The sequence below is a fragment of the Rhodococcus sp. NPDC003322 genome, from assembly GCF_053589555.1.
The window spans coordinates 37266-58525 of record NZ_JBSFSC010000001.1; the positions used below are offsets into that span (position 1 = coordinate 37266).

At 68.7% G+C, this 21260-nt stretch carries 23 protein-coding genes and 1 tRNA gene; 12 read left to right on the forward strand and 12 right to left on the reverse strand.

What is annotated here, in order from left to right:
• Position 1: 1 nt before the first annotated feature.
• Together ACWDUM_RS00180 and ACWDUM_RS00185 are read left to right on the forward strand one after the other, a co-directional pair.
• Complete coding sequence (locus ACWDUM_RS00180; RefSeq protein WP_450113508.1) at positions 2 to 784, forward strand: SDR family oxidoreductase; 783 nt, start codon at positions 2 to 4, stop codon at positions 782 to 784.
• Between the two features lie 51 nt (positions 785 to 835).
• The gene (locus tag ACWDUM_RS00185) at positions 836 to 1972 is read left to right on the forward strand and encodes a sulfotransferase family protein (protein ID WP_450132433.1); all 1137 of its coding nucleotides are present in this window, start codon (positions 836 to 838) and stop codon (positions 1970 to 1972) included.
• Between the two features lie 75 nt (positions 1973 to 2047).
• On the opposite strand, the gene ACWDUM_RS00190 is transcribed toward ACWDUM_RS00185, so the two are convergent.
• Positions 2048 to 2527, reverse strand: a complete 480-nt coding sequence (locus tag ACWDUM_RS00190) for a MarR family winged helix-turn-helix transcriptional regulator (protein WP_450132434.1) — start codon at positions 2525 to 2527, stop codon at positions 2048 to 2050.
• A gap of 109 nt (positions 2528 to 2636) precedes the next feature.
• Here ACWDUM_RS00190 and ACWDUM_RS00195 point away from each other — a divergent pair, with 109 nt between their 5' ends.
• From ACWDUM_RS00195 to ACWDUM_RS00205, 3 genes are all read left to right on the forward strand, one after another.
• The gene (locus ACWDUM_RS00195; protein ID WP_450132435.1) at positions 2637 to 2990 is read left to right on the forward strand and encodes a rhodanese-like domain-containing protein; all 354 of its coding nucleotides are present in this window, start codon (positions 2637 to 2639) and stop codon (positions 2988 to 2990) included.
• Between the two features lie 249 nt (positions 2991 to 3239).
• Positions 3240 to 3584 carry a Zn-ribbon domain-containing OB-fold protein gene (locus ACWDUM_RS00200; RefSeq protein ID WP_450113504.1) on the forward strand — a complete coding sequence of 115 codons (345 nt, stop codon included), beginning with the start codon at positions 3240 to 3242 and terminating at the stop codon, positions 3582 to 3584.
• On the forward strand, positions 3584 to 3925 hold the full coding sequence (locus ACWDUM_RS00205) for a hypothetical protein (protein ID WP_450132436.1): 342 nt from the start codon (positions 3584 to 3586) through the stop codon (positions 3923 to 3925). Before ACWDUM_RS00200 ends, ACWDUM_RS00205 begins: the two co-directional genes overlap by 1 nt.
• Here the strand turns inward: ACWDUM_RS00205 and ACWDUM_RS00210 are convergent.
• On the reverse strand, positions 3896 to 4768 hold the full coding sequence (locus tag ACWDUM_RS00210) for an alpha/beta fold hydrolase (RefSeq protein WP_450113502.1): 873 nt from the start codon (positions 4766 to 4768) through the stop codon (positions 3896 to 3898). The genes ACWDUM_RS00205 and ACWDUM_RS00210 overlap by 30 nt on opposite strands.
• A gap of 186 nt (positions 4769 to 4954) precedes the next feature.
• On the opposite strand from ACWDUM_RS00210, the gene ACWDUM_RS00215 reads away from it, so the two are divergent.
• Positions 4955 to 5158, forward strand: a complete 204-nt coding sequence (locus ACWDUM_RS00215) for a (2Fe-2S)-binding protein (RefSeq protein WP_450113501.1) — start codon at positions 4955 to 4957, stop codon at positions 5156 to 5158.
• An 88-nt stretch (positions 5159 to 5246) separates the two neighbouring features.
• Positions 5247 to 5732: a bacterioferritin gene (gene bfr / locus ACWDUM_RS00220; protein WP_450113500.1), complete on the forward strand. Its 486-nt coding sequence runs from the start codon at positions 5247 to 5249 to the stop codon at positions 5730 to 5732.
• Between the two features lie 63 nt (positions 5733 to 5795).
• On the opposite strand, the gene ACWDUM_RS00225 is transcribed toward bfr, so the two are convergent.
• From ACWDUM_RS00225 to ACWDUM_RS00235, 3 genes are all read right to left on the reverse strand, one after another.
• Positions 5796 to 5866 (reverse strand) — tRNA-Cys (locus ACWDUM_RS00225).
• 48 nt (positions 5867 to 5914) lie between these two features.
• On the reverse strand, positions 5915 to 6979 hold the full coding sequence (locus ACWDUM_RS00230; protein WP_450132437.1) for a hypothetical protein: 1065 nt from the start codon (positions 6977 to 6979) through the stop codon (positions 5915 to 5917).
• Entirely contained in the window at positions 6976 to 8283 is a 1308-nt protein-coding gene (locus tag ACWDUM_RS00235; protein ID WP_450132438.1) for an ATP-binding protein, read from the reverse strand. The genes ACWDUM_RS00230 and ACWDUM_RS00235 overlap by 4 nt, the downstream gene beginning before the upstream one ends.
• 248 nt (positions 8284 to 8531) lie before the next feature.
• On the opposite strand from ACWDUM_RS00235, the gene ACWDUM_RS00240 reads away from it, so the two are divergent.
• Genes ACWDUM_RS00240 through ACWDUM_RS00250 form a run of 3 tightly spaced genes read left to right on the forward strand, consistent with a single transcriptional unit; the run spans position 8532 to position 11947 of the window.
• The gene (locus ACWDUM_RS00240; protein WP_450132439.1) at positions 8532 to 9455 is read left to right on the forward strand and encodes a VTC domain-containing protein; all 924 of its coding nucleotides are present in this window, start codon (positions 8532 to 8534) and stop codon (positions 9453 to 9455) included.
• A 57-nt stretch (positions 9456 to 9512) separates the two neighbouring features.
• On the forward strand, positions 9513 to 10190 hold the full coding sequence (locus ACWDUM_RS00245; RefSeq protein WP_450132440.1) for a DUF4956 domain-containing protein: 678 nt from the start codon (positions 9513 to 9515) through the stop codon (positions 10188 to 10190).
• Entirely contained in the window at positions 10190 to 11947 is a 1758-nt protein-coding gene (locus ACWDUM_RS00250) for a CotH kinase family protein (RefSeq protein WP_450132441.1), read from the forward strand. Before ACWDUM_RS00245 ends, ACWDUM_RS00250 begins: the two co-directional genes overlap by 1 nt.
• Before the next feature lie 61 nt (positions 11948 to 12008).
• Here ACWDUM_RS00250 and ACWDUM_RS00255 read toward each other — a convergent pair whose 3' ends face one another.
• The gene (locus ACWDUM_RS00255) at positions 12009 to 13187 is read right to left on the reverse strand and encodes an MFS transporter (RefSeq protein ID WP_450132442.1); all 1179 of its coding nucleotides are present in this window, start codon (positions 13185 to 13187) and stop codon (positions 12009 to 12011) included.
• 124 nt (positions 13188 to 13311) lie between these two features.
• Here ACWDUM_RS00255 and ACWDUM_RS00260 point away from each other — a divergent pair, with 124 nt between their 5' ends.
• Complete coding sequence (locus ACWDUM_RS00260) at positions 13312 to 13842, forward strand: MarR family winged helix-turn-helix transcriptional regulator (RefSeq protein WP_450113493.1); 531 nt, start codon at positions 13312 to 13314, stop codon at positions 13840 to 13842.
• Positions 13843 to 13885: 43 nt separating this feature from the next.
• Positions 13886 to 14761, forward strand: a complete 876-nt coding sequence (locus ACWDUM_RS00265; protein WP_450132443.1) for a hypothetical protein — start codon at positions 13886 to 13888, stop codon at positions 14759 to 14761.
• A gap of 28 nt (positions 14762 to 14789) precedes the next feature.
• Here ACWDUM_RS00265 and ACWDUM_RS00270 read toward each other — a convergent pair whose 3' ends face one another.
• The 6 genes from ACWDUM_RS00270 to ACWDUM_RS00295 form a co-directional block, all read right to left on the reverse strand.
• On the reverse strand, positions 14790 to 15566 hold the full coding sequence (locus tag ACWDUM_RS00270; protein ID WP_450113491.1) for an enoyl-CoA hydratase: 777 nt from the start codon (positions 15564 to 15566) through the stop codon (positions 14790 to 14792).
• 7 nt (positions 15567 to 15573) lie between these two features.
• Positions 15574 to 16476 (reverse strand): 3-hydroxyisobutyrate dehydrogenase, encoded by a 903-nt coding sequence (mmsB, locus tag ACWDUM_RS00275; protein ID WP_450113490.1) that lies wholly within the window; start codon positions 16474 to 16476, stop codon positions 15574 to 15576.
• A 3-nt stretch (positions 16477 to 16479) separates the two neighbouring features.
• Positions 16480 to 17538, reverse strand: a complete 1059-nt coding sequence (locus tag ACWDUM_RS00280) for an enoyl-CoA hydratase/isomerase family protein (protein WP_450113550.1) — start codon at positions 17536 to 17538, stop codon at positions 16480 to 16482.
• A gap of 5 nt (positions 17539 to 17543) precedes the next feature.
• Positions 17544 to 18695 (reverse strand): acyl-CoA dehydrogenase family protein, encoded by a 1152-nt coding sequence (locus tag ACWDUM_RS00285; RefSeq protein ID WP_450132444.1) that lies wholly within the window; start codon positions 18693 to 18695, stop codon positions 17544 to 17546.
• A gap of 9 nt (positions 18696 to 18704) precedes the next feature.
• Complete coding sequence (locus tag ACWDUM_RS00290) at positions 18705 to 20210, reverse strand: CoA-acylating methylmalonate-semialdehyde dehydrogenase (RefSeq protein WP_450132445.1); 1506 nt, start codon at positions 20208 to 20210, stop codon at positions 18705 to 18707.
• Positions 20211 to 20350: 140 nt separating this feature from the next.
• Positions 20351 to 21085 (reverse strand): TetR/AcrR family transcriptional regulator, encoded by a 735-nt coding sequence (locus ACWDUM_RS00295; RefSeq protein ID WP_450132446.1) that lies wholly within the window; start codon positions 21083 to 21085, stop codon positions 20351 to 20353.
• Positions 21086 to 21260 lie beyond the last annotated feature (175 nt).

Genomic DNA, 21260 nt, shown 5'->3' on the forward strand with positions numbered 1-21260 from the left:
CGTGACAAACCTGTTGCAGGACAAGATCGTCGTCATCTCCGGGGTCGGCCCCGCCCTCGGCCGGACGCTCGCGCTTCGGTGCGCGCAGGCCGGCGCGGACCTGGTGCTGGCCGCACGCACCCAGTCGCGCCTCGACGAGGTCGCGAAGGAGGTCGCCGACCTCGGCCGCCGGGCGGTGACGGTGTCCACCGACATCACCGACCAGGCCTCGGTGGAGAACCTGGTCGCCGCCACCGACGACGCGTACGGCCGCGTCGACGTACTGGTCAACAACGCATTCTCGGTGCCGTCGATGAAGCCGTTGGAACGCACGGACTTCCAGCACATGCGCGACGCCGTCGAACTGACGGTGTTCGGCGCGCTCCGGATGACCCAGCTCTTCACACCTGCCCTGGAAGCGTCCAAGGGCGCGGTCGTGAACGTGAACTCGATGGTGCTGCGGCACTCCCAGGAGCGCTACGGCAGCTACAAGATGGCCAAGTCGGCACTGCTGTCCGTGTCGCAGTCCCTGGCAACCGAACTGGGCCCCAAGGGGATCCGGATCAACTCCGTCGCGCCCGGCTACATCTGGGGCGAGACGTTGCAGCAGTACTTCGCGCACCAGGCGAACAAGTACGGCACCACCGTCGAGCAGATCTACGACCACACCGCCGCAGGCACCGATCTCAAGCGACTGCCGACGACCGAGGAGGTCTCCGACGCGGTGATCTTCCTGGCCTCACCGATGGCCAGCGGTGTCACCGGGCAGTGCCTCGACGTCAATTGCGGCGAGTTCCACCACTAGGCCAGGAGTGGAGCCCGCGGAACGACCCGACGACAAAAAGGACCACCCCCGATGACTGAACGCACCACCGTCGGCACCGTCGAAGACCTGCACGCCTCGGCCACCAAGATGACCGGCCTGACCGATTTCGGCGTCGACGACTACACCGAGGCCCTCGGTGTCCTGCTGGACTCGTACGCCCGCGACGAGGACCTGACGCCCCTGGGCAGCAAGATGTCCCGCGTGTTCCTGCGCGGCGCACTGGTCGCGCGGCTGCTGTCCGAGGCGGCGTGGCAGCAGCACCCCGCGCACGCGGACGTGAAGATCGAGCGACCGATCTTCGTGACCGGCCTGCCCCGCACCGGCACCACCGCGCTGCACCGACTGCTCACCGTCGACCCGGCACACCAGGGCCTGGAGATGTGGTTGACCGAGATGCCGCAGCCGCGGCCACCGCGCGAGACGTGGGCGTCGAACCCGGTCTTCCAGGGCATCGAGTCCCAGTTCAGCAAGCACCACGTCGAGCACCCCGAGTTCATGGGCGTGCACTACATGTCCGCGGCCGAGGTCGAGGAGTGCTGGCAGTTGCTCCGGCAGACGTTCAAGTCGATCTCCTACGAGTGCCTGGCGAACCTGCCGACGTACTCGAAGTGGCTCGAGGGTCAGGACTGGACGAATGCCTATGCGCGCCACAAGAAGAATCTGCAGCTGATCGGCCTGCCGGACCAGGACCGGCGCTGGGTGCTCAAGAACCCGAGCCACCTGTTCGCGCTCGACGAGCTGATGTCCGTGTATCCGGATGCCCTCGTCATCCAGACCCACCGCCCACCGAGCACCATCATCCCATCGGTGTGCAGCCTCGCCGAACAGGCCACCGAGGGCTGGTCCAACGCCTTCAAGGGTGAGGTGATCGGTCGCGGGCAACTCGAGCTCTGGGCCCGCGGTCTCGAGACGTTCACCGCCGCACGCGCGAAGTACGACCCCGCCCAGTTCGTCGACGTCGACTACGCGGACTTCGTGGCGGACCCGCTCGGCACCGTCGAGGGCATCTACTCCCGGTTCGGCATCCCGGTGAGTTCGGCGGCGCAGCAGGCGATGGAGGACATGCACGCCGAATCTCGTTCCGGCGACCGCAAGCCCGCACACCGCTACACCCTCGAGCAGTACGGTCTCACGGCCGAGGAGGTCGAGGAGCGCTTCGGCCGGTGATCCCGGGGGACGGCCGCGGCATCCACGATCGCCGCGGCCGCCCGCCGCCGACAGCCAGGCCGACGGGGCAGCCGCTCAGCCGGTCGGGTTGCCGGTCGCGGACGTCGGCTCGAGCACCTTCTGCAGCGCCGCCGCGACCGCCCGCAGTTCCGAGTCGGTCAGCTTGTCGGCGAACCGCTCCCCGATCCCGCTCAGATAGACCGGGGCCGCCTCGCGATAGCGGCGCCTGCCGGCATCGGTGATCGTCACGAACGCCGAACGTCGGTCGTCGGGATTGGCATCGCGCTGCACCAGCCCGAAGGTCTCCATCTCGGCGACCAGGCGACTGACCCGGGTACGACTGAGCACCACCCGCTCGCCGAGGTCACTCATCCGCAGCGGGGTGCCGTCGGCTCCCACCAGCTCGAGCAGCACGTCGTACCACGCCAGAGGAAGCCCCGTCGCGCGCCGCAGGTCGGTGTCGAGTTCGGGCACCAGCCGGGCGTGGACCTGAAGGAGCGCGCCCCATGCGCTCGTCGCCAGGTGCCGACCATCCGTGTCCCGCGTCGCTGCCACCGGGGCAGTCTAACCACCTTCATCCGTCCAGTTGCGTGCGTACGCACATTGCTATTAAATGTGCGTACGCACGCACATTGGTGCGTGGATCCGACGAAAGGCGACAACAATGACCGAGCTCATCAGCCGCGACGACCTGGCCGCGGCCCTCCGATCCGGCTCCGTGACCCTCCTCGACACCCTTCCCGCCGACTACTTCGACAGGAGCCACATCCCCGGGGCGGTGAATCTCGTCGAGGCCGACGTGGCGTCACGTGCCCCGACCCTCCTCCCCGACCGGGACACCGCGATCGTGACCTACTGCGCGAGCATCACCTGCCGGAACAGCGAACTGGTGGCCAACCGGCTTCGCGCCCTCGGATACACGAACGTGCGCAAGTACCGAGAGGGCATCGCGGACTGGGAGTCCGCCGGCCTGCCGATCGAGGGCTCGCACGCCGAGCCGGAACGCACGGCAGGTTGAGACCGGACACGGCCGGGCAGCCACCCCGCCAGGCACACGGGGCGGGGAGCAGGTCCGCAGAGCACCCAGGACCTGCTCCCCGCCCCGTTCACCCACGCCGAGGCCTGCTCGCTCCGGAAAAGCAGGTAGTAATCCAGGTAGTTCTGCGGTCGTCGCGAGACGCACCCCAGGCGAGAGTGTGACTCACCTCACCACACTCCGACCGCCGAGGCTCCGATGCACGAGAACGAACACGAACACACGTCCCCGATGCCCACCGCAGCGCACACGGGTGCACTGCTCATCACCCGGTGCGCGAACTGCGCCACGCTCTGCTCTCCGATGGCCGCCACCTGCTCCGCCTGCCACGGCAACGACCTCGCCGCCGTGCCGTCGTCCGGAACGGGAACGATCCTGTCGTGGAAGACCTCACCTCGCGCCAACCCGGATCCCGGGCCCGCCGTGACCGCGATCGTCGAACTGGACGACGGCCCGCGGGTCTACACGTGGATCGAGGGCCGGATCCCGGAGCAGCCCACCCGGTCGGTGCGCGTCGAGTTCCGGCCGACCCCGCACGGCGACCGTTTCCCTCTGTTCGCCGTCAGTGCGCTCTGATGCACACCCGACGCCCCGACACGACCGGGCGCCCGATCGAAGCCGGCGGCCCGTGCAACCGCGAGCGGATTCGAGTGTGGCTGCGCCAGTGCGACTTCCTCGACCGATCCCACGCCCTGAGCCCCCACGCAGTGTGGGTGGTCGGGTTCGCCATCAGATGGGCACCGTTCGGCGGCGCGAGCGCAGCCGAACTGCTCGAGACATTCGGGGTCACCCCCACTCGGTTCCGGCAGCTGTTGCGCGAGTGCCTCGATCCCCGCGGAACTGCCGACGGCCGGATCCGGGCCATGAAGTACGAACTGAGCGAGTCGCTACTCGGTGCGTGGACCCGCCGCGTCTGAGCGGCGCTCCGGCTCACCCAGATGCTCTGCGAGCAGATCGACGAGCCGCTCCGGCACCTCGTCCGGGATCCAGTGGCTGACGCCCTCGAACACCTCGAAGCGGTAGGGACCGTCCACGTACCGCGCCGTCAGCTCCGCGGCCGTGCGGCCGAGCGCGGTGTCGCGGTCGCTCCAGACGTAGAGCGTCGGCACGGTGATCCGCTCGGGCGGCCGCCACGGCGCCGCGAGCAACATCGCGCGGTACCACCCCAAGCCGCCTCGGGCACGCGAGCGCTCCCGCATCGGCGCGAGATCGCGGTCGGCGACCTCCCGGGTCATGCCGCTGCCGAGGAAGAGCCGGCGCACCCGTGTCCCCTCGGCGAACAACCGTTCCGGCAACACCGGGAGTTGGAAGGCAAACATGTACCAGGACAACAGGATCTGGCGACTGGTCACCAGCGAGCGCACGAAGGCGCTCGGGTGCGCCACCGACAGGGCGGTCAGGGTCCGCACCAGGTCGGGCCGGCGTCCGGCGACCCACCACGCCGCGGCGGCACCCCAGTCGTGACCGACCAGGTGCACCGGCCCGAGCCCGGACTGCTCGATCAACGCGATGACGTCCGCGGTCAACTCCGACGGACGGTAGGCCCACCGTGACCGCGGTCGCGCACCGGGCGAGGCACCCCGCAGGTCGGGGGCGAGGGTGCGAAACCCGCGGGCGTGCAGCAGTTCCGCCACCGCCGACCAGGATCGGGAGTCCTGCGGGAACCCGTGCAGCAGCACGACCGGGACGCCGTCGACCGACCCCTCGTCCCGGACGTCGAAGACGAGCCGATCACGACGAAAGGAACCAATTCTTCCCATGCGGCCACCTGCTCCCCGAGTCCGTGGGCCCCGCAAGTGCCCGGCGTCGAGTTCGTACCGATGGATCCACGATCGCACGGAACCTCGACGCCGATCAAGATCAAAAACTTGGGTTAGCCTACCCTTTTCAAAGACCGGGCTCTTAGTGTAGCCTCGCCTGAGGAAGCTGGCTGGAGGGTCAACGACATGTACGTCTGCGTTTGCGAGGCCACCACCGAGGACACGGTGCATCAGTGCATCTCCGCGGGGGCTCGGACCGCCAAGCACGTCGCGATGGGTTGCGGCGCCGGGCGCGGACGCGGCTGCGGCATGTGCCGCGACCGGATCAAGTCGATGATCGAACAGCACTACGCCGTCGTCGAATGCGAGGAAGAGCCGATCAGCGCCTGACGAATCGCCGAAAAGTACACCGTGTGAATTCACCCGGTGAGGGTTAGTCTGAACTCACGGTTCAGCCCATCCCCATCGGAGGTTGTTCATGCGCGGCGACGATGAGGTCATTGCTCTCCTGAACGAGCAGTTGACCAGCGAACTCACAGCGATCAACCAGTACTTTCTCCACTCGAAGATGCAGGCCAACTGGGGCCTGACGAAGATCGCGGAGAAGACCCGCCAGGAGTCCTTCGAGGAGATGCAGCACGCGGAGCTGCTCACCGACCGCATCCTCATGCTCGAGGCGCTGCCGAACTACCAGCGGATCCTGCCGCTGCGCATCGGCCAGACCATCCGGGAGCAGTTCACGTCGGACCTGGCCGTCGAGGTCGAGGTGGTCGAGCGCCTTCGGCCCGGCATCACGATGTGCCGCAGCAAGGGCGACCACACCACCGCCGGCATCTTCGAGAAGATCCTCGCCGAGGAAGAAGACCACGTCGACTACCTCGAAACGCAGCTCGAACTGATCGACAAGCTCGGCGAGCAGCTCTACCTCGCGCAGCTCGTCGACCAGCCCCCGAGCGTCGGCTGAGATCGGCGGAGCCCGAGAACGATTCGAGCCCGGCAGGTGATTCACCTGCCGGGCTCGTCGTCGAGCGGATGACGGGATTCGAACCCGTGTAAACGGCTTTGCAGGCCGGTGCCTAGCCACTCAGCCACACCCGCATCGAAGTTCACGATGCCGTCCCCGCGCCGCTGCGGACAGGGTTGCACTCAGCGTGATTCGAACTCGGTGCGGGCCGCGCCGAGGAGGCACCCGTCGGTCCCGAACTGCTGCCGGGTGACGTCGTCACCGTCGCTGTGCAGGATGGTGAGCAGCGAGCCACGGCCGGGCGGCAGCACCCGGATGGTGAGGACCCCGCCGACCGCGGCGTCGAGCGCGGCGACGACCGCGCCGTGGATACGGTCGCGGACCCCGTCGGACACGGTCGTCATGCCGCCGTCGTCGAGCAGGACGACGTCCACGCCACGGCCACGCGCCGACCGCGCGGCCGTGACGATCGCCGGGTCACCGAGCGCGGGCGCACGGATCGCGTCACGCAGATGTGCCTCGAGGAGGCTGCAGGCCAGCCGGTCGCCGTCGCTGATCGTCGTCGCGACGCTCAACTCCTCGAGCAGTGGACGCGCGAGAGTGTCCAGCCGCCTCAGCTGGTGGTCGCGTTCCTCGAGGACCGCGGTGTCCGCCGCCTGGGCAGCAACCCGGATCGTCGTCTGGTCCCGCAGGTCGAAGATGTCGCGCGCGGCGGGGCGAATGGTCCACCCGATGAACGTCGCCATCAGCAGCGGCGCAAGGTTGACGGCGGACATTCCCAGCCCGTATCCGGCGCCCTGCCCGGTGCGGGCCGCCCACACCACACAACACACCAGACACGAGACCGTGCCGATCCAGGCCGCCGGCGTCCGACCGCGCAGGCACATGTAGGCGCAGATCGCCGTCGATGCGGGAAGCGGCCACACCTGGAGCGCCTTGTCGATCGGCACCGGCACCACCGAGAGCACGAGGGCGGTCGCCACCGGGCCCACCGAGGTCAGGACCACCGTGATACCCCACGGCAGCGGGTCGCCCGGCGTCCGGACGAATGCGACGGCACCCGCACTGACGAGCAGCCACGCGACGAGTTCCGCCCACAGCGCGTCACGGCCGGGGCTGGTCGACAGCGCGAGCAGAAGGAAGGTCAGCACGTACGCCGCGACGAGCACCGTCGCAGCGGTACTGCGCAGACCGAGCAGCGCCCGCACGTCCCGATCGACACCGTCGCTGCTGTTCCCGCTCGTCATTCGGCCTCCCAGGACAGATGCACCCGAGTCCCCGCGCCGGGCCGGGACTCGATTCGCGCAGCGCCACCGGGCGTCTGCCTCATGCGCGCCAGGATGCTGACGGTGACACCGAGTCGATGCGGGGCGACAGCAGTGCGATCGAATCCGGCCCCGTCGTCGGCGACGAGCGCCTTCACTCCGTGCGCAGTCACCGTCACCGCCACCGATCGGGTGGAGTCGGCGGCGTGCAGGCGACTGTTGCGCAGCGCCTCGCCCAGCGCGGCACCCATCGCCCGCACCGCATCCGCGGGCACGGCGTCGAGCTCCCGGACCGTGACATCGGCGAATCCCGCGGCGCCATCGTCCGGGGCCGCCGCGAACCTCGCGGGAGTCTCCCCGGCAACGACGGTCGTCCCGGCGCCACCCCGGGCCACCGTGAACTCAGCGCCGTCGTCGGCGTCCGCGGCGGCCGCGCGCAGCCGGGAGACGGCCTCGTCGACGGTGAACGGACGGTCCGCCTCGAATTCGCTTCGCAGGGAATCCAGATCCTGCAACGTTGCCGTGGCGAGCCTGTTCACCACGGCCGGCCGTTGTCCCCGAGCCGCGGACAGCAGCGTCGCGATGACGCTGTCGTGAATGAGCGCGTCGAATCGCTCCCGCTCGACGGCGCGTGCGCGCTGGGCCGCGGCCGCCGCGGCGGCCGCATGTGTCTCGTCGGTGGTGGCGTCCAGCACCCGGCCGGTGCGCAGTGCCATCGCCGCGCCACCCACGAACAGCGTGCAGAACATGATCGCGAAGGTGATCTCGGGCAGCAGCATTTCCGCGGGAGCACCCGCCCGGGCGACCTGGTTGATCAGTTGCACGCATACGCATCCGATCACGAGGTGGGCGAAGGCAACCGCGGTCGGACAGGCCACGATGGCGGCGAGACTCGCCAGTCCGGGAAAGAAGGCCAGCCAGACACCGTCGCTCGCCGGGATCTGTGGCCCCTGCCAGGCCAGTGGCCAACTGAACGCCGCCAGCAGGAAGAGCCCCGCCGCTGCCCCGGCCGCGTTCCGCATGGACCGGGTGTCGCGGCGGAACGACAGCAGCCCCGGTAACAGCCCGGACCCGAACACCGTGACCACTGCAACCGGCGTCCACCAGGACGCCATCCTTGGCTGTAGCGCGAGGACCGAAGGAATCAGGACGATCAGGTAGGCGACGTAGCCCACGCTGATGAAACGCGCGAACATGCGCAGGATCCGATCCGTGTTCTGCCGGCCGACCCGGGTCCGGCGGACGTGCGCCGCCGGGTTTCGCACCGTGCGCGCTTGTCCCACCACCGCCGCTCCTCCCCCGAGGCCTCGACACCACCGCGCAGCCACCGAAAGGACATTCGACCACACGGGGCAGGCCGATCGCCGGGTGAATGTCGGGTGAAGTGTCACCCCACACGACCCCGAAGATCCTTGGCACCTCCATTACTTTTCCATTGCCAGGAAATTGTCAGTTGGCGGACAAGCTGTTCGCAGGTTCACCGCCTGTACTTGTTCTGTTCACCGACCGAACAGGGCAAGGAGCCGGCAGCACGATGACGTTTCTCGACCGCTTCCGCCGTCCACCCACCGCGCGACCATCGGCGCCACCGGCCGAGGACGCACCGGCCACTTCCACCCCCGAGGGCTTCGCACAGACGGCCAGTGCGCTGCACGCGTTCAACCGGTACGAGATCAAGTACCTCGTCGACGAGTTGAAGGTGCCCGAACTGCGACGGGAACTGGCCGCCAGGATGGACACCGACCCGTACTCCCCGCACGGCGGGTACCCGGTCACCTCGCTCTACTACGACACCCCCGACCTGCGGTTCTACTGGGAGAAGATCGAGGGCCTGAAGTTTCGCCGCAAGCTGCGGCTGCGCCTGTACGGACAGCCGGCCGAGTGCACCGACGACACCCCGGTGCAGATCGAGATCAAACAGCGCGTCAACCGCGTCACCCAGAAGCGGCGCACCGCCATGCCCTACGGGGTGGCTCAGCGGTGGCTCAACGGCCGCGAGGAGATCGAGTGCGATCCCTCGCAGCGCCCGTTCGTGAACGAGGTGACCACCCTGATCGGGAACCTGGACCTGCGACCGATGGTCACCACCGGCTATCTGCGGGAGGCGTTCGTCGGCCGGGAGGCCGACCTCGGGTTGCGGGTGACGATCGACCACAAGGTGCACGGCCGGGACCGCGACTTCCACTTCGCGTCCGGCGCCGAGAACCGGTTCATCATCCCGCCGAAGCTCGCGATCGTGGAGCTCAAGGCGAACGAGCGGGTGCCGTACTGGGCCACGGATCTGACTGCCCGGCTGAACATGTCGGTGATCCGGGTGTCGAAGTACTGCCAGTCCGTCGAGGCGTTCGGGATGGCGCCGCGGTCCCGGCACGGTGCGCCCGAACTGGTTCTTCCCGAGGGCTACGACGACCGGGTGCCCACCGACGTGCTCGACACCTCGACCCGCGCCGCGAGCTGACGCAGGTCACCCGCCGCCTCTTTCCCCGTACTTCACGACAACCGAGACAGGACAACCATGAATTTCGACCTCCAGGACCTGAGCGGAACGTTCAGCACCTTCGACATCATCGTGTCGCTGGCGCTGTCGTTCGTGCTGTCCGCGATCATCGGCTGGGTCTACCGCTACACCCACAAGAACGTCTCCTACAGCCAGTCCTACGTGCAGACCCTGGTGATGGTCGGCATGATCATCTCGCTGATCATGCTCGTCGTCGGCTCCAACATCGCCCGCGCGTTCGCGCTCGTCGGTGCCCTGTCCGTCGTCCGATTCCGCAACGCCATCAAGGAAACTCGTGACGTCGGGTTCATCTTCCTGGTGATGGCGATCGGAATGACCACCGGCACCCGGTTCTACCTGCTGGCCATCGCCGCGACCGTCGCGGTCTGCCTGGTCCTGCTGATCATGAGCAAGTTCAACTGGTTCAAGCTCGACGTGCAGCGTCAGGTCGTCAAGGTGCAGGTGCCGCCGGAGCAGGAGTACGCCGCCCTCGTCGAGGACGTCCTCATCCAGTACTGCACGGAGTTCGAACTCGTCTCCACCGAAGCGGTCCGCTCCGGGGCGCTCAACGAGATGTACTACACCGCCCAGTTGAAGAAGAACCGCAAGCCTGCCGAACTGATCTCCGCGCTGACCGCGGTCAACGCCGGACAACGCGTCACCGTCCTGACCGGATACGACCAGACGGACATCTGATGCCCGCGACGAACACCGCCGGCGCGCCGGCTCCGAAACTCAAACTCCAGCACCGGATTCCGACATCGCTGCGTCAGCACTGGAAGTTGCTGGTGGTGTTCGTCGCCTTCGTGGCGATCATGGCGACCGTGTTCGGCAACGCCCACATCCGCCCGTACATCACCGGTGACGCCACGGTGATCGCGTCGGAGATCACCGACAACATCACCGGCACAGTGGATCTGTTCGACGACTCGGTCGCCCACGAGGTGTCGCTGGAGATCACCGACGCCGAGTACAAGGACATGATCAGCACCTTCCAGTCCACCGGTGACAAGAAGTGGATCACCGCGGACATCACCATCGACGGCACCTTCGTCAACGACGTCTCGGTCCGGTTGAAGGGCAACTCCACGCTGGGAGGCGTGCGGGGCACCGAAGGCCGCCCCGGCGGTGGCGGATTCCAGCCGCCGGAGGGCATGGAACTGCCCGAGGGATTCGAACCGCCGGAAGGCATGCAGATGCCCGACGGCACGGACATCCCACAGGGGTTGACACCACCAGCGGACGGGCAGACCGGCGAGGACGGACAGACCGGCGAGGCCGCCGGTGGTCGCGCCGGCGGTATGGGCGGCATGATGTCGTCCGCCTCTGCCGACGACCCCACCTCACTCCCCCTGCTGATCAGCTTCGACGAGAACGAGGACGGTCGCGCCTACCAGGGCATGACCGAGATCTCGGTGCGGCCGGGCAGCCCCGTCCTGAACGAGGCGACGGCGCTGTCGCTCACCGCCGAAACCGACCAGCCGACACAGCGATTCGCATACACGGTGTACTCGATCAACGACAGCGCGACCACCACGCGGCTGCTGCTCGAGCACCCTGACGACGGGTACGCCAACAGCCTGTTCGACACGGACGGCTACCTGTACAAGGCGGATGCCAACTCGACCTTCGCGTACGCGGGCGACGACCAGTCCTCGTACTCGGACCAGTTCAAGCAGATCAACGCGGTCGACAGCGGCAACCTCCAGCCGATCATCAGCTTCCTGAAGTGGCTGGACTCCGCGTCCGACGAGGAGTTCGACGCGCACCTGGCCGACTGGGTCGACGTCGACTCGTTCGCACGCTACCTGGCCACCCAGAACCTGCTCGTCAACGGCGATGACATGGCCGGACCCGGCCAGAACTACTACCTCTGGTACGACCTCGACACAGGTCTGATCTCGGTGGTCTCCTGGGACCTGAACCTGGCGATGACCGGAAGCGCCACGGCCGGTCCCCAGGACAGCGTGTCGATGATGGGCGGCGGTGGCCGACCGGGCGCAGCCGCGGGAGCAACCACCACCGAGGCGGGCGCCATCGCGACGCCCGGCGGACAGATGCCGGCCGGGGCGGGTCAGCGACCGGGGCGCGGCCAGGCGACCACGGCCACCGGCGAGCCAGGAACGGACACGGCCCAGACGCCCGGCGGCGGCGCGATGCCCGGCCGGGGGGCGGACGGCAACGCCGAGCGCGGCGGGCCGCGCGGCGGCAACAGCCTCAAGACCCGATTCCTCGCATCGGACGCGTTCACCGGGCTCTACGAGAGCGCGTACTGGGAGCTGTTCGACCGGATGTACGGGAGCGGACGCGCACAGGAGCTGCTCGACGGTCTCGCCGAGACGGTGCCGACCAGCGACGGTCTGACGGCCGAGTCGCTGCAGTCGAGCGTCGACACCATGCGCACGTGGATCGACCAGCGCACCACCGCGCTCACGGATCTGCGCTCCGCGTGACCCCGCACCGCTGACCGAATGTGCCATTTGGTCAGTCAGACCGAACCGACGGCACATTCGGTCAGCGGCGCAGGGCGAGTACCGCGCTGAAGCCGGCGGCGCACAGCGCGAACGCGACCGAGCAGGCGGCGAAGGTCGTGCCGCCCAGTGCGGTGAAGCCGAGCACGGTGGTGCCTGCGCCGGTGCCCACGTAGAGCACCGAGTTGTTCCACGACACCGCGGCGGCGCGCCGGTCGGCCATCACGGTGGTCAGGTACACCTGCGCGGTGGCGAAGAAGGCGGTCCCGGCGAAGAAGGACAGCACGAATCCGGCCAGGCACAACTGCCAGGTGCCGGCGGTGGTCGCGCCACCGAGGCCGACGGCCATCAGCAGTCCCCACGCGACGCTGAGCTCGCTCACGTGCCGACCCGCCGAGGTCCAGCGGTCGATCAGCGGGCCGGCGAGCAGCGACCCGACCAGCGAGCCGATGCCCGCCACCATGCCGACCAGCCCGAGGACGCCGGTACCGAACCCGAATCTCGACGCGAAGAGGGCACCCGCGTACGCGTAGGTGCCCAGCCTGGCGGCCTGGACGAAGAAGTTGCCCGCCATGATCGTGCGGAACACCCCGACCCGCCACAGGCCGAAGGACGACCGCAGCGCCGAGAACGGCCGCACCGGGTGGTCCGCCGGGCGCACCGACTCGCGCAACCGCAGGGCGATCAGCGTCCCGGCGACAACCAGGCCCAGCGCCACCGCGGCGAACGCGAACCGCCAACTCAGACTCGCTGCGGCGAACGTCGCCAGTGGGACCCCGACGATCTGCCCTCCGGCGTACGCGGCCGAGCCACCGGCGATCGCGCGGCCGCGTTCGCGGGGCGCCGCGGTCTCCGCGAGATACGCCCACATCGCGGGACCGACGAGGGCGCCGCCGAGGCCGCCGATCGCGCGGGCGGCGAGCAGCCAGCCCAGGCCGGGCGACAACGCGCACAGTGCCTCGCCCGTCGCGAACACCGCCACTCCGGCGAGGATGACCCGCTTCCGCGGGAGGTGTTCGGTCAATGCCCCGACCAGCGGGCTCGCCACGGCGTAGGACAGGCCGAACACCGTCACGGTCCACGCCGTCGCCGCGATCGCGGTACCGAAGTCCGCGGAGATCGTCGGCAGCAACGGGGACGCGAGGAACAGTTCGGCACCCATCAGGAAGAACACGGCCCGAATCAGCGCATGCTGCGCCCAGGGTGTTCGAGCTTCGACCACGACTTCATCACCTCAGCTGCAGAAGCTACCGGCCGGACGCCGCGCGGTCGTGCACGGATTCCACGTAGGGGGACACGCAATCCGGGCACGAGCGGCGAGGGCGCCTCGTGGGATGATGACAACCATGCCGTCACAACCGTTGCCGCTCGACCCGATCGAGGAGGCGCACCGCCAGTGGGAAGCCCACGGGTGGGGCGACGTCGCCGACGGGATGGCCGCGGTGACCTCGGTGATGCGCGCTCAGCAGATCATGATCGCGAGGGTCGAGGAGGCCCTCAAACCGACCGGGCTGACGTTCTCGCGGTACGAACTGCTGACCCTGCTCACCTTCACCCGCACCGGCGCGCTGCCGATGGCGAAGGCCAGTGCGCGCCTGCAGGTTCACCCCACCTCGGTCACCAACGCCGTCGACCGTCTGGAGAAGGCCGGTCTGGTGCGGCGGGTGCCCCATCCGAGCGACCGTCGCGCGACACTCATCGAAATCACCCAGGACGGACGCGATCTGGTGCTCGACGCGACGCAGCGCCTCAACAGCAAGGTGTTCGCGAATCCGGGATTGTCCGCGGACAAACTCGACGCCCTGGTGCGCATTCTGGCGGAACTGCGCCGGGAGGCCGGCGACTTCGACACCGGGGGCACACCCACCAAGTGGTGACCTTATCTGCGTGATGACCTGAACTGCGGCGAGGAGTACGGGATTGGTGCTGGTTCTCGGGGTGTCGGCGGGAGCGAACGGTGCCCGCGCGGTGCTGACACTGTCGGATCGACCCCACCATGACCCGATCGCCCGCTGCGACATCCGCCGCCGCGCGGACGCGACGGTAGGCGAACCGGTGATCTCGGCGATCCACACCCTGCGCGCGACCGCGGTGGAACGCGGCGAACTGGTGTCCGCGACCGCCGTGACCCTGCGTACCGGCCTCGAACCCGAAGTGGCCCAGGCCCTGAGCGCCGCCGCCACGCGTCAGCACGTGCAGATCCTGGCGGAGACGGCGGCGCAGGTGCGGTACCTGCGGTTCACCGGGGCGCTGCGCAAGCACCGCACGGCGGTGCTCTACGACGTGGGCAGTTCCGGGCTGTCGGTCTGCATCGCCGACGGCACGTCCGGGGAGGTGCTGGAATCCCGCCGCAGCGACCTGGTGTGCGGCGATCGTGTCGACGGCCTGCTGCAGGAGCATCTGGCATCGGCCGGGGTGTGGCAGGACCTCGCCCGGTGCCGCGACGTCAAGGAACGTCTCACGCACGAGAGGGTGGTCACCGTCACGGACGCACACACCGGCGCCACCGCCGTGGTGACGACCGGCGATCTGGGCGCCCTGATTCGAGACGATGTCGAAGCGTCGGTGTCGTTGCTGCACAGGATGATCCGCGAATCGGGGACGAGCCCGACGACGGTGGTGCCGCTCGGCGGCGGGGCACACCTGCCGGGGTTGCCCGAGCAGCTCGGCGCCATGCTCGGGCTGCCGGTGACGACCGCGCCGGACCCGACGTCGGTGGCGGGGCGGGGAGCGGTTCTCCTCGCCGCGGCCACCGCGGGCCCGGCGCGGTGGGGGTCGTCACTGACCGGCTGGTGAGCCGGGACGTCGGTCCCGGCCCACGGTGTCAGCCGTTCACGAACTTGGGGGCGCGCTTCTCCACGAACGCGGCCATGCCTTCCTTCTGGTCGGCAGTCGCGAACGTCGAATGGAAGACGCGCCGTTCGAACTTGACGCCCTCGGCGAGGGTGGTCTCGAACGACCGGTTGACGGCCTCCTTGGCCATGATCGCGATCGGCAGGGACATCGATGCGATCGTGGTCGCGGCCTCGAGCGCGACGTCGAGGAGGTCCGCCGCCGGGACGACACGGGCGACGAGTCCGGCCCGTTCGGCCTCCTCGGCGTCCATGTTGCGGCCGGTCAGGCACAGGTCCATCGCCTTGGCCTTGCCGACGGCGCGGGTCAGGCGCTGTGAGCCGCCGATGCCGGGGATGACACCGAGCTTGATCTCCGGCTGACCGAACTTGGCGGTGTCGGAGGCGATGATGAAATCGCACAGCATCGCCAGCTCGCAGCCGCCACCGAGCGCATACCCGGAGACCGCGGCAACGATCGGGGTGCGAACGGAGGAGAGCCGGTCCCACTGGGAGAACAGGTCCTCCGCGTACACCTGCGCGAAGGTCTTCGGCTGCATCTCCTTGATGTCGGCGCCCGCCGCGAACGCCTTCTCCGAGCCGGTGAGCAGGATCGCCCCGATCTCGTCGTCCGCATCGAATGCCTCGACTGCGGCAACCACCTCGCGCATCAACTGGCTGTTGAGCGCGTTGAGGGCCTTCGGCCGGTTCAGGGTGACGATGCCCACGCGGCCCTTGCGGTCGGTCAGGATGGTCTCGTACTCGCTCACTGGCGGCTCACTCGGCTTTCTCGGATCGGGTGCGGATGTCGGTGACGATGGCGGAGAAGTCCAGTCCCCCACCACCTTCGGTGTTGAACCGGTGGTACAGCTCGGCCGCACGCAAGCCGAGCTCGGCTTCGACGCCGTTGGCGCGCAACGCGTTCGCGGCCAGACCGAGGTCCTTGTCCATCAGCGCGGCCGCGAAGCCGGGCTGGTAGTCGTTGTTCGCCGGGGTGGTCGGGACCGGGCCGGGCACCGGACAGTTGCTGCTGAGCGCCCAGCACTGACCGGACGCGTTCGACGCGACATCGAACAGGGCCTGGTTGCTCAGGCCGAGCTTCTCGCCGAGCACGAACGCCTCGCTGATCGCGATCATCGACACGCCGAGGATCATGTTGTTGCAGATCTTCGCGGCCTGCCCCACGCCGGACGCGCCGCAGTGCACGACCTTGCGCCCCATCACGTCCAGCAGCGGCTGTGCGGAGGCGAAGTCGGCCTCGGACCCGCCGACCATGAATGCCAGCGTGCCGGCGGCGGCGCCGGCGACACCACCGGAGACCGGGGCGTCGATGGCACGGTGGCCCGCGGCGTGCGCGCGGTCCGCGGCCGCGCGGGCATCCGCTACATCGATGGTGGAACTGTCGATGAACAGGGTGTCCGGCTTGGCGACCGTGAGGATCTCGTCGTACAGGTCGAGGACCAGCTTGCCGTTCGGCAGCATGGTGATCACCACGTCCGCGTCCGCGACGGCGGCGACGGCGGTGTCCGCGACGGTCAGTCCGTCCTTGAATGCCTGCTGCTGCGCGGCGGGCACCGGGTCGTAGCCGGTCACCTCGTACCCGGCCTTGACCAGGTTCGCGGCCATCGGGCCGCCCATGTGCCCGAGGCCCAGGAACGCAACGGAAGGTTGGGTGCTCATCTGTCAGACCCCTTCTGGATCGGGTACGGCGAGCCCGAGTTCGAGATCGCCGAGCGGCTGGAAGTAGCGGTCCACGTCGCCCTCGGTGACGTCGGCGAGGGTGGCCGGCGACCACGCCGGGTTGCGGTCCTTGTCGATCACCTGCGCGCGAATGCCCTCGACGAGGTCGTGCGAGGCGAGCGAGGCCACGGAGACCCGGAACTCCTCGTTGAGGACCTCCTCGAGGCTGCCGAGGGTGCGGGCGTGACGGAGCGAGCGCAGCGTCACCTTCAGCGCGACCGGCGACTTGCCGAGGATCTGGTCGGCCGCCTTCGTGGCCTCCGGAACGCCGGCGGCTTGCAGTCGCTCGACGATCTCCTCCACCGTGTCCGCGGAGTACGCGGCGTCGATCCAGGATCGCTGCGCGAGCAGCGGGGATTCCGGTGCGGGACGTTCGAACTCGGCGAGCGCCTCGGAGACCGAACCGGATTCGAGCGCGGCGACGAAGGCGCCCAGCGACTCCGACGGCACGAAGTGATCCGCGAAGCCGAGCGCGATCGCGTCTCCGGCGTTCAGGCGACCGGTGGTCAGCGCGACGTGGGTGCCGATCTCGCCGGGCGCTCGGGACAGCAGGTGGGTGCCGCCGACGTCGGGCACGAATCCGATCCCGGTTTCCGGCATCGCGATCGAGGAGCGTTCGGTGACGATGCGGACGCTGCCGTGCGCGGAGATGCCGACACCACCACCCATCACGATGCCGTCCATGATCGCCACGTACGGCTTGGGATAGCGGCCGATCGCGGCGTTGAGGATGTACTCGTCACGCCAGAAGTCGCGGGAGCCGGTGCGGCCGAACTTGGCGTCGTCGTGGATCGCCACGATGTCCCCGCCGGCACACAGGCCCCGCTCCCCCGCCCCGTCCACGACGACCGTCCGCACCTGCGGGTCGGCCTCCCACTCGAGCAGCGCGGTCGCCATGGTCCGCACCATCGCGTGGTTGAGGGCGTTGATCGCCTTGGGCCGGTTCAGGGTCAGACGCCCGATGGCGCCGGCCCGGGCGACCACGACTTCCGGTTCGCTCACATCACTCACGCCGCGCCTGCCTTTCCTGCGACCACGCTGCGGGCGACGACCACGCGCATGATCTCGTTGCTTCCCTCGAGGATCTGGTGGACACGCAGATCCCGGACGATCTTCTCCAGACCGTACTCGGCGAGATAGCCGTAGCCGCCGTGCATCTGCAGCGCCCGGTTGGCGACCTCGAAGCCGGTGTCGGTGGCGAACCGCTTCGCCATCGCGCACAACTCGACCTTGTCGGGTGCGTCGGCGTCGAGAGCGGCCGCCGCCCGCCACAGCAGGGTGCGGGCCGCCTCGAGTTCGGTGCGCATGTCCGCGAGCTGGAACTGCAGTGCCTGCGAGTTCAGCAGCGGCGCACCGAAGGCGCGGCGGTCGGCGAGGTGGTCGACCGCCTTGCGCAGCGCGGCCTCGGCCCCGCCCACCGAGCAGGCCGCGATGTTCAGCCGGCCGCCGTTGAGGCCGGACATCGCGATCCGGAAGCCGTTGCCCTCACCGCCGAGCAGGTTTGCCGCAGGCACCCGGACGGCGTCCATGATCACCTGCCGGGTGGGCTGCGCGTTCCAGCCCATCTTCTTCTCGTTGGCGCCGAACGAGAGTCCCTCGGAGTCCTTCGGGACGATGAACGCCGAGATGCCACGCGCCCCGGTGTCCCCGGTGCGGGCCATCACCACGTACACATCCGAGGTCCCCGCGCCGGAGATGAACTGCTTGACCCCGGTGAGCAGGTAGTCGTCGCCGTCCCGAACGGCCTTGGTGGACAGGGCCGCCGCGTCCGACCCGGCACCGGGCTCGGTCAGGCAGTAGCTGCCCAGGTGTTCCATCGCGGCCAGCGCGGGCACCCACTGCCGACGCTGCTCGTCGGTGCCGAACGTGTCGATCATCCAGGTGACCATGTTGTGGATCGAGATGTACGCGGCGATCGACGGATCCCCGATCGCGAGCTGCTCGAAGATCCGGGCGGCGTCGAGCCGGGTCAGACCCGACCCGCCGACGTCCTCCCGGATGTAGATGCCGCCCATGCCGAGCGCGCCGGCCTTGCGCAGCACGTCCACCGGGAAATGCTTGGTCTGGTCCCACTCGATCGCGTTGGGCGCCAGGAACTCCGCGGCGAAGTCGCGGGCGGTCTCGGAGATCGCCCGCTCGTCGTCGGTGAGGGTGAACATGGGTACCGCCTAGTCCATCGTCGGGATGACGAAGTGGTTGGTCGCGTGCTCCTTGGTGCCGGAGGGCCACCGCTGCGTGACCGTCTTGGTCTTGGTGTAGAAGCGGAAGGAGTCGGGACCGTGCTGGTTGAGGTCGCCGAATCCGGACCGCTTCCAGCCGCCGAAGGTGTGGTACGCGATCGGCACCGGGATCGGGACGTTGACGCCGACCATGCCGACGTTCACGCGGTTGGTGAAGTCGCGGGCGGTGTCCCCGTCGCGGGTGAAGATCGCCACGCCGTTGCCGTACTCGTGCTCGGTGGGCAGGCGCAGCGCCTCCTCGTAGTCCGCGGCCCGCGCGACGAGCAGCACCGGACCGAAGATCTCCTCCTTGTAGATCCGCATCTCGGTGGTGACCTTGTCGAACAGCGTCGCACCGGCGAAGAAGCCGTTCTCGTGGCCCTCGAGGGTGAAGCCGCGGCCGTCGACGACCGCCTCGGCGCCCTCGTCGAGGCCGATCTGGATGTAGTTGTTCACCCGGTCGAGCGCGTCCTTGCTGACCAGCGGGCCGAAGTCGGCGCCCTCGTCGTCGCTGCGGCCGATCTTCAGCTTGCCGACCCGCTCGGTGAGCTTGGCGACCAGCGCGTCGGCGGTCTCCTCGCCGACGGGGACGGCGACCGAGATCGCCATGCAGCGCTCGCCCGCGGAGCCGTAGCCGGCGCCGATCAGGGCATCCGCGACCTCGTCGAGGTCGGCGTCGGGCATGACGATGGCGTGGTTCTTGGCGCCACCGAAGCACTGGGCGCGCTTGCCGTGGGCGGCAGCGGTCTCGTAGATGTACTGCGCGATCGGGGTGGAGCCGACGAAGCCGACAGCCTTGATCCGGTCGTCGGTGAGCAGGACGTCGACAACCTCCTTGTCGCCGTTGACCACGTTGAACACACCGGCGGGCAGCCCGGCCTCGACGAACAGCTCGGCGATCCGCAGCGGCACCGAGGGGTCGCGCTCGGACGGCTTGAGAATGAAGGCGTTGCCGGCGGCGAGGGCCGGTCCGGCCTTCCACAGCGGGATCATCGCCGGGAAGTTGAACGGGGTGATGCCGGCGACGACACCGAGCGGCTGGCGCATCGAGTACACGTCGATGCCGGTACCGGCGGACTCGGTGTACTCGCCCTTGAGCAGGTGCGGAGCACCGAGCGCGAACTCGATGACCTCGAGGCCGCGCTGGATGTCGCCCTTGGCGTCGGGAATGGTCTTGCCATGTTCCGAGGACAGCAGCCGCGCGAGCGAGTCCATCTCCTCCTGCACGAGCTGGAGGAACTTCATCAGGACGCGGGCACGCTTCTGCGGGTTGAACGCCGCCCACTCACGCTGAGCGTCAACCGCGTTGGCGATGATCGCCTCGGTCTCGGCCTTGTCGGCGAGCGGCACGCGTGCCTGCACCTCGCCGGTGTTGGGGTCGTAGACGTCGCCGAACTTGTCGGAGGTGCCGGGGACGCGCTTGCCGCCGACGAAGTGAGTGAGTTCCTGAACCATTTTTCCTGTCCTGACTGAAGGGAAGGCCACCGGAGGAAACCGCGCCCGGATCACGGGTGCTCGAATATGTGCCCATCCTATAGTTGGAAGTCCACGTATGTCTAGAGCCGGCACCCCGCTCGGGTGGCGGTGCCGACGCTCTACGGGGCGGGGAACGACGCGTTCCGGCCGCGCCCGGTAGAGCTCCAGCCCCGGCGATGCAGGCGCTCGGCGCCGTCGAGCAGCAGATCGAGCGCGAACTCGAACTCGAACTGCTCGTCGCAGCCCTGGCCGACACCCGAGAGGTCGCCGTGGGTGGCGGCCAGCGTGATCTCGAGGATGTGCGGGTACCGCTGGGCGAACTCGGCCGCCATCTGTTGCAGTGCCTGTGGGTCGGGCGGCGGCGCGTGATCGTCGTGCGGTTCGTCGAACAGTTCGGGACTGAACCCCCAGATGCGGTTGCCGAGGGCGTGCATCACGTGGTGGGTGAGGTCGACGGAGAACCCGCCCGCACGGAACATGCCGGCCACCGAATCCATGTACTGCAGCACCGCCGGCGTTCGCCGCGTGCGGGATTCGATCGCCTGCCGCGCCCATGGGTGGCGCAGCACTGCTCGTCGCGCCGCGAGTACGCGTTCCCGAACGCCACCCTTCCAATCCAGGGCCGGATCGGGGGGCGTGAACTCGTCGATGACGAGGTCGACCATGCCGTCGAGTAGCTCGTCCTTGTCCGCGATGTGCTTGTACAGCGCCATCGGCACTACCCCGAGCTGTTGCGCCAGTCGCCGCATGCTCAGCCCCGCAAGACCGACCTCGTCCGCCAGCACAACAGCCGATCGCAGGACCCGATCGCGGTTGAGCGGTATGCGAGCGCGACCCTGGGTGTCGCGAGACATCGCCTCCTCCTTGCCCAGTCGAGCTTCTCGGCAGGGCGTGGCCGTACACAGCGAGCAGCCAGTACCCCTGTCCGTGCGGCACTTTGCCGCACTCGCGGGTGCATGGTGCACGGCACCATTGACAGGTGTACATCGTACACTTACCGTTTCAAGGGAAAGTGTACGGCGTACACCA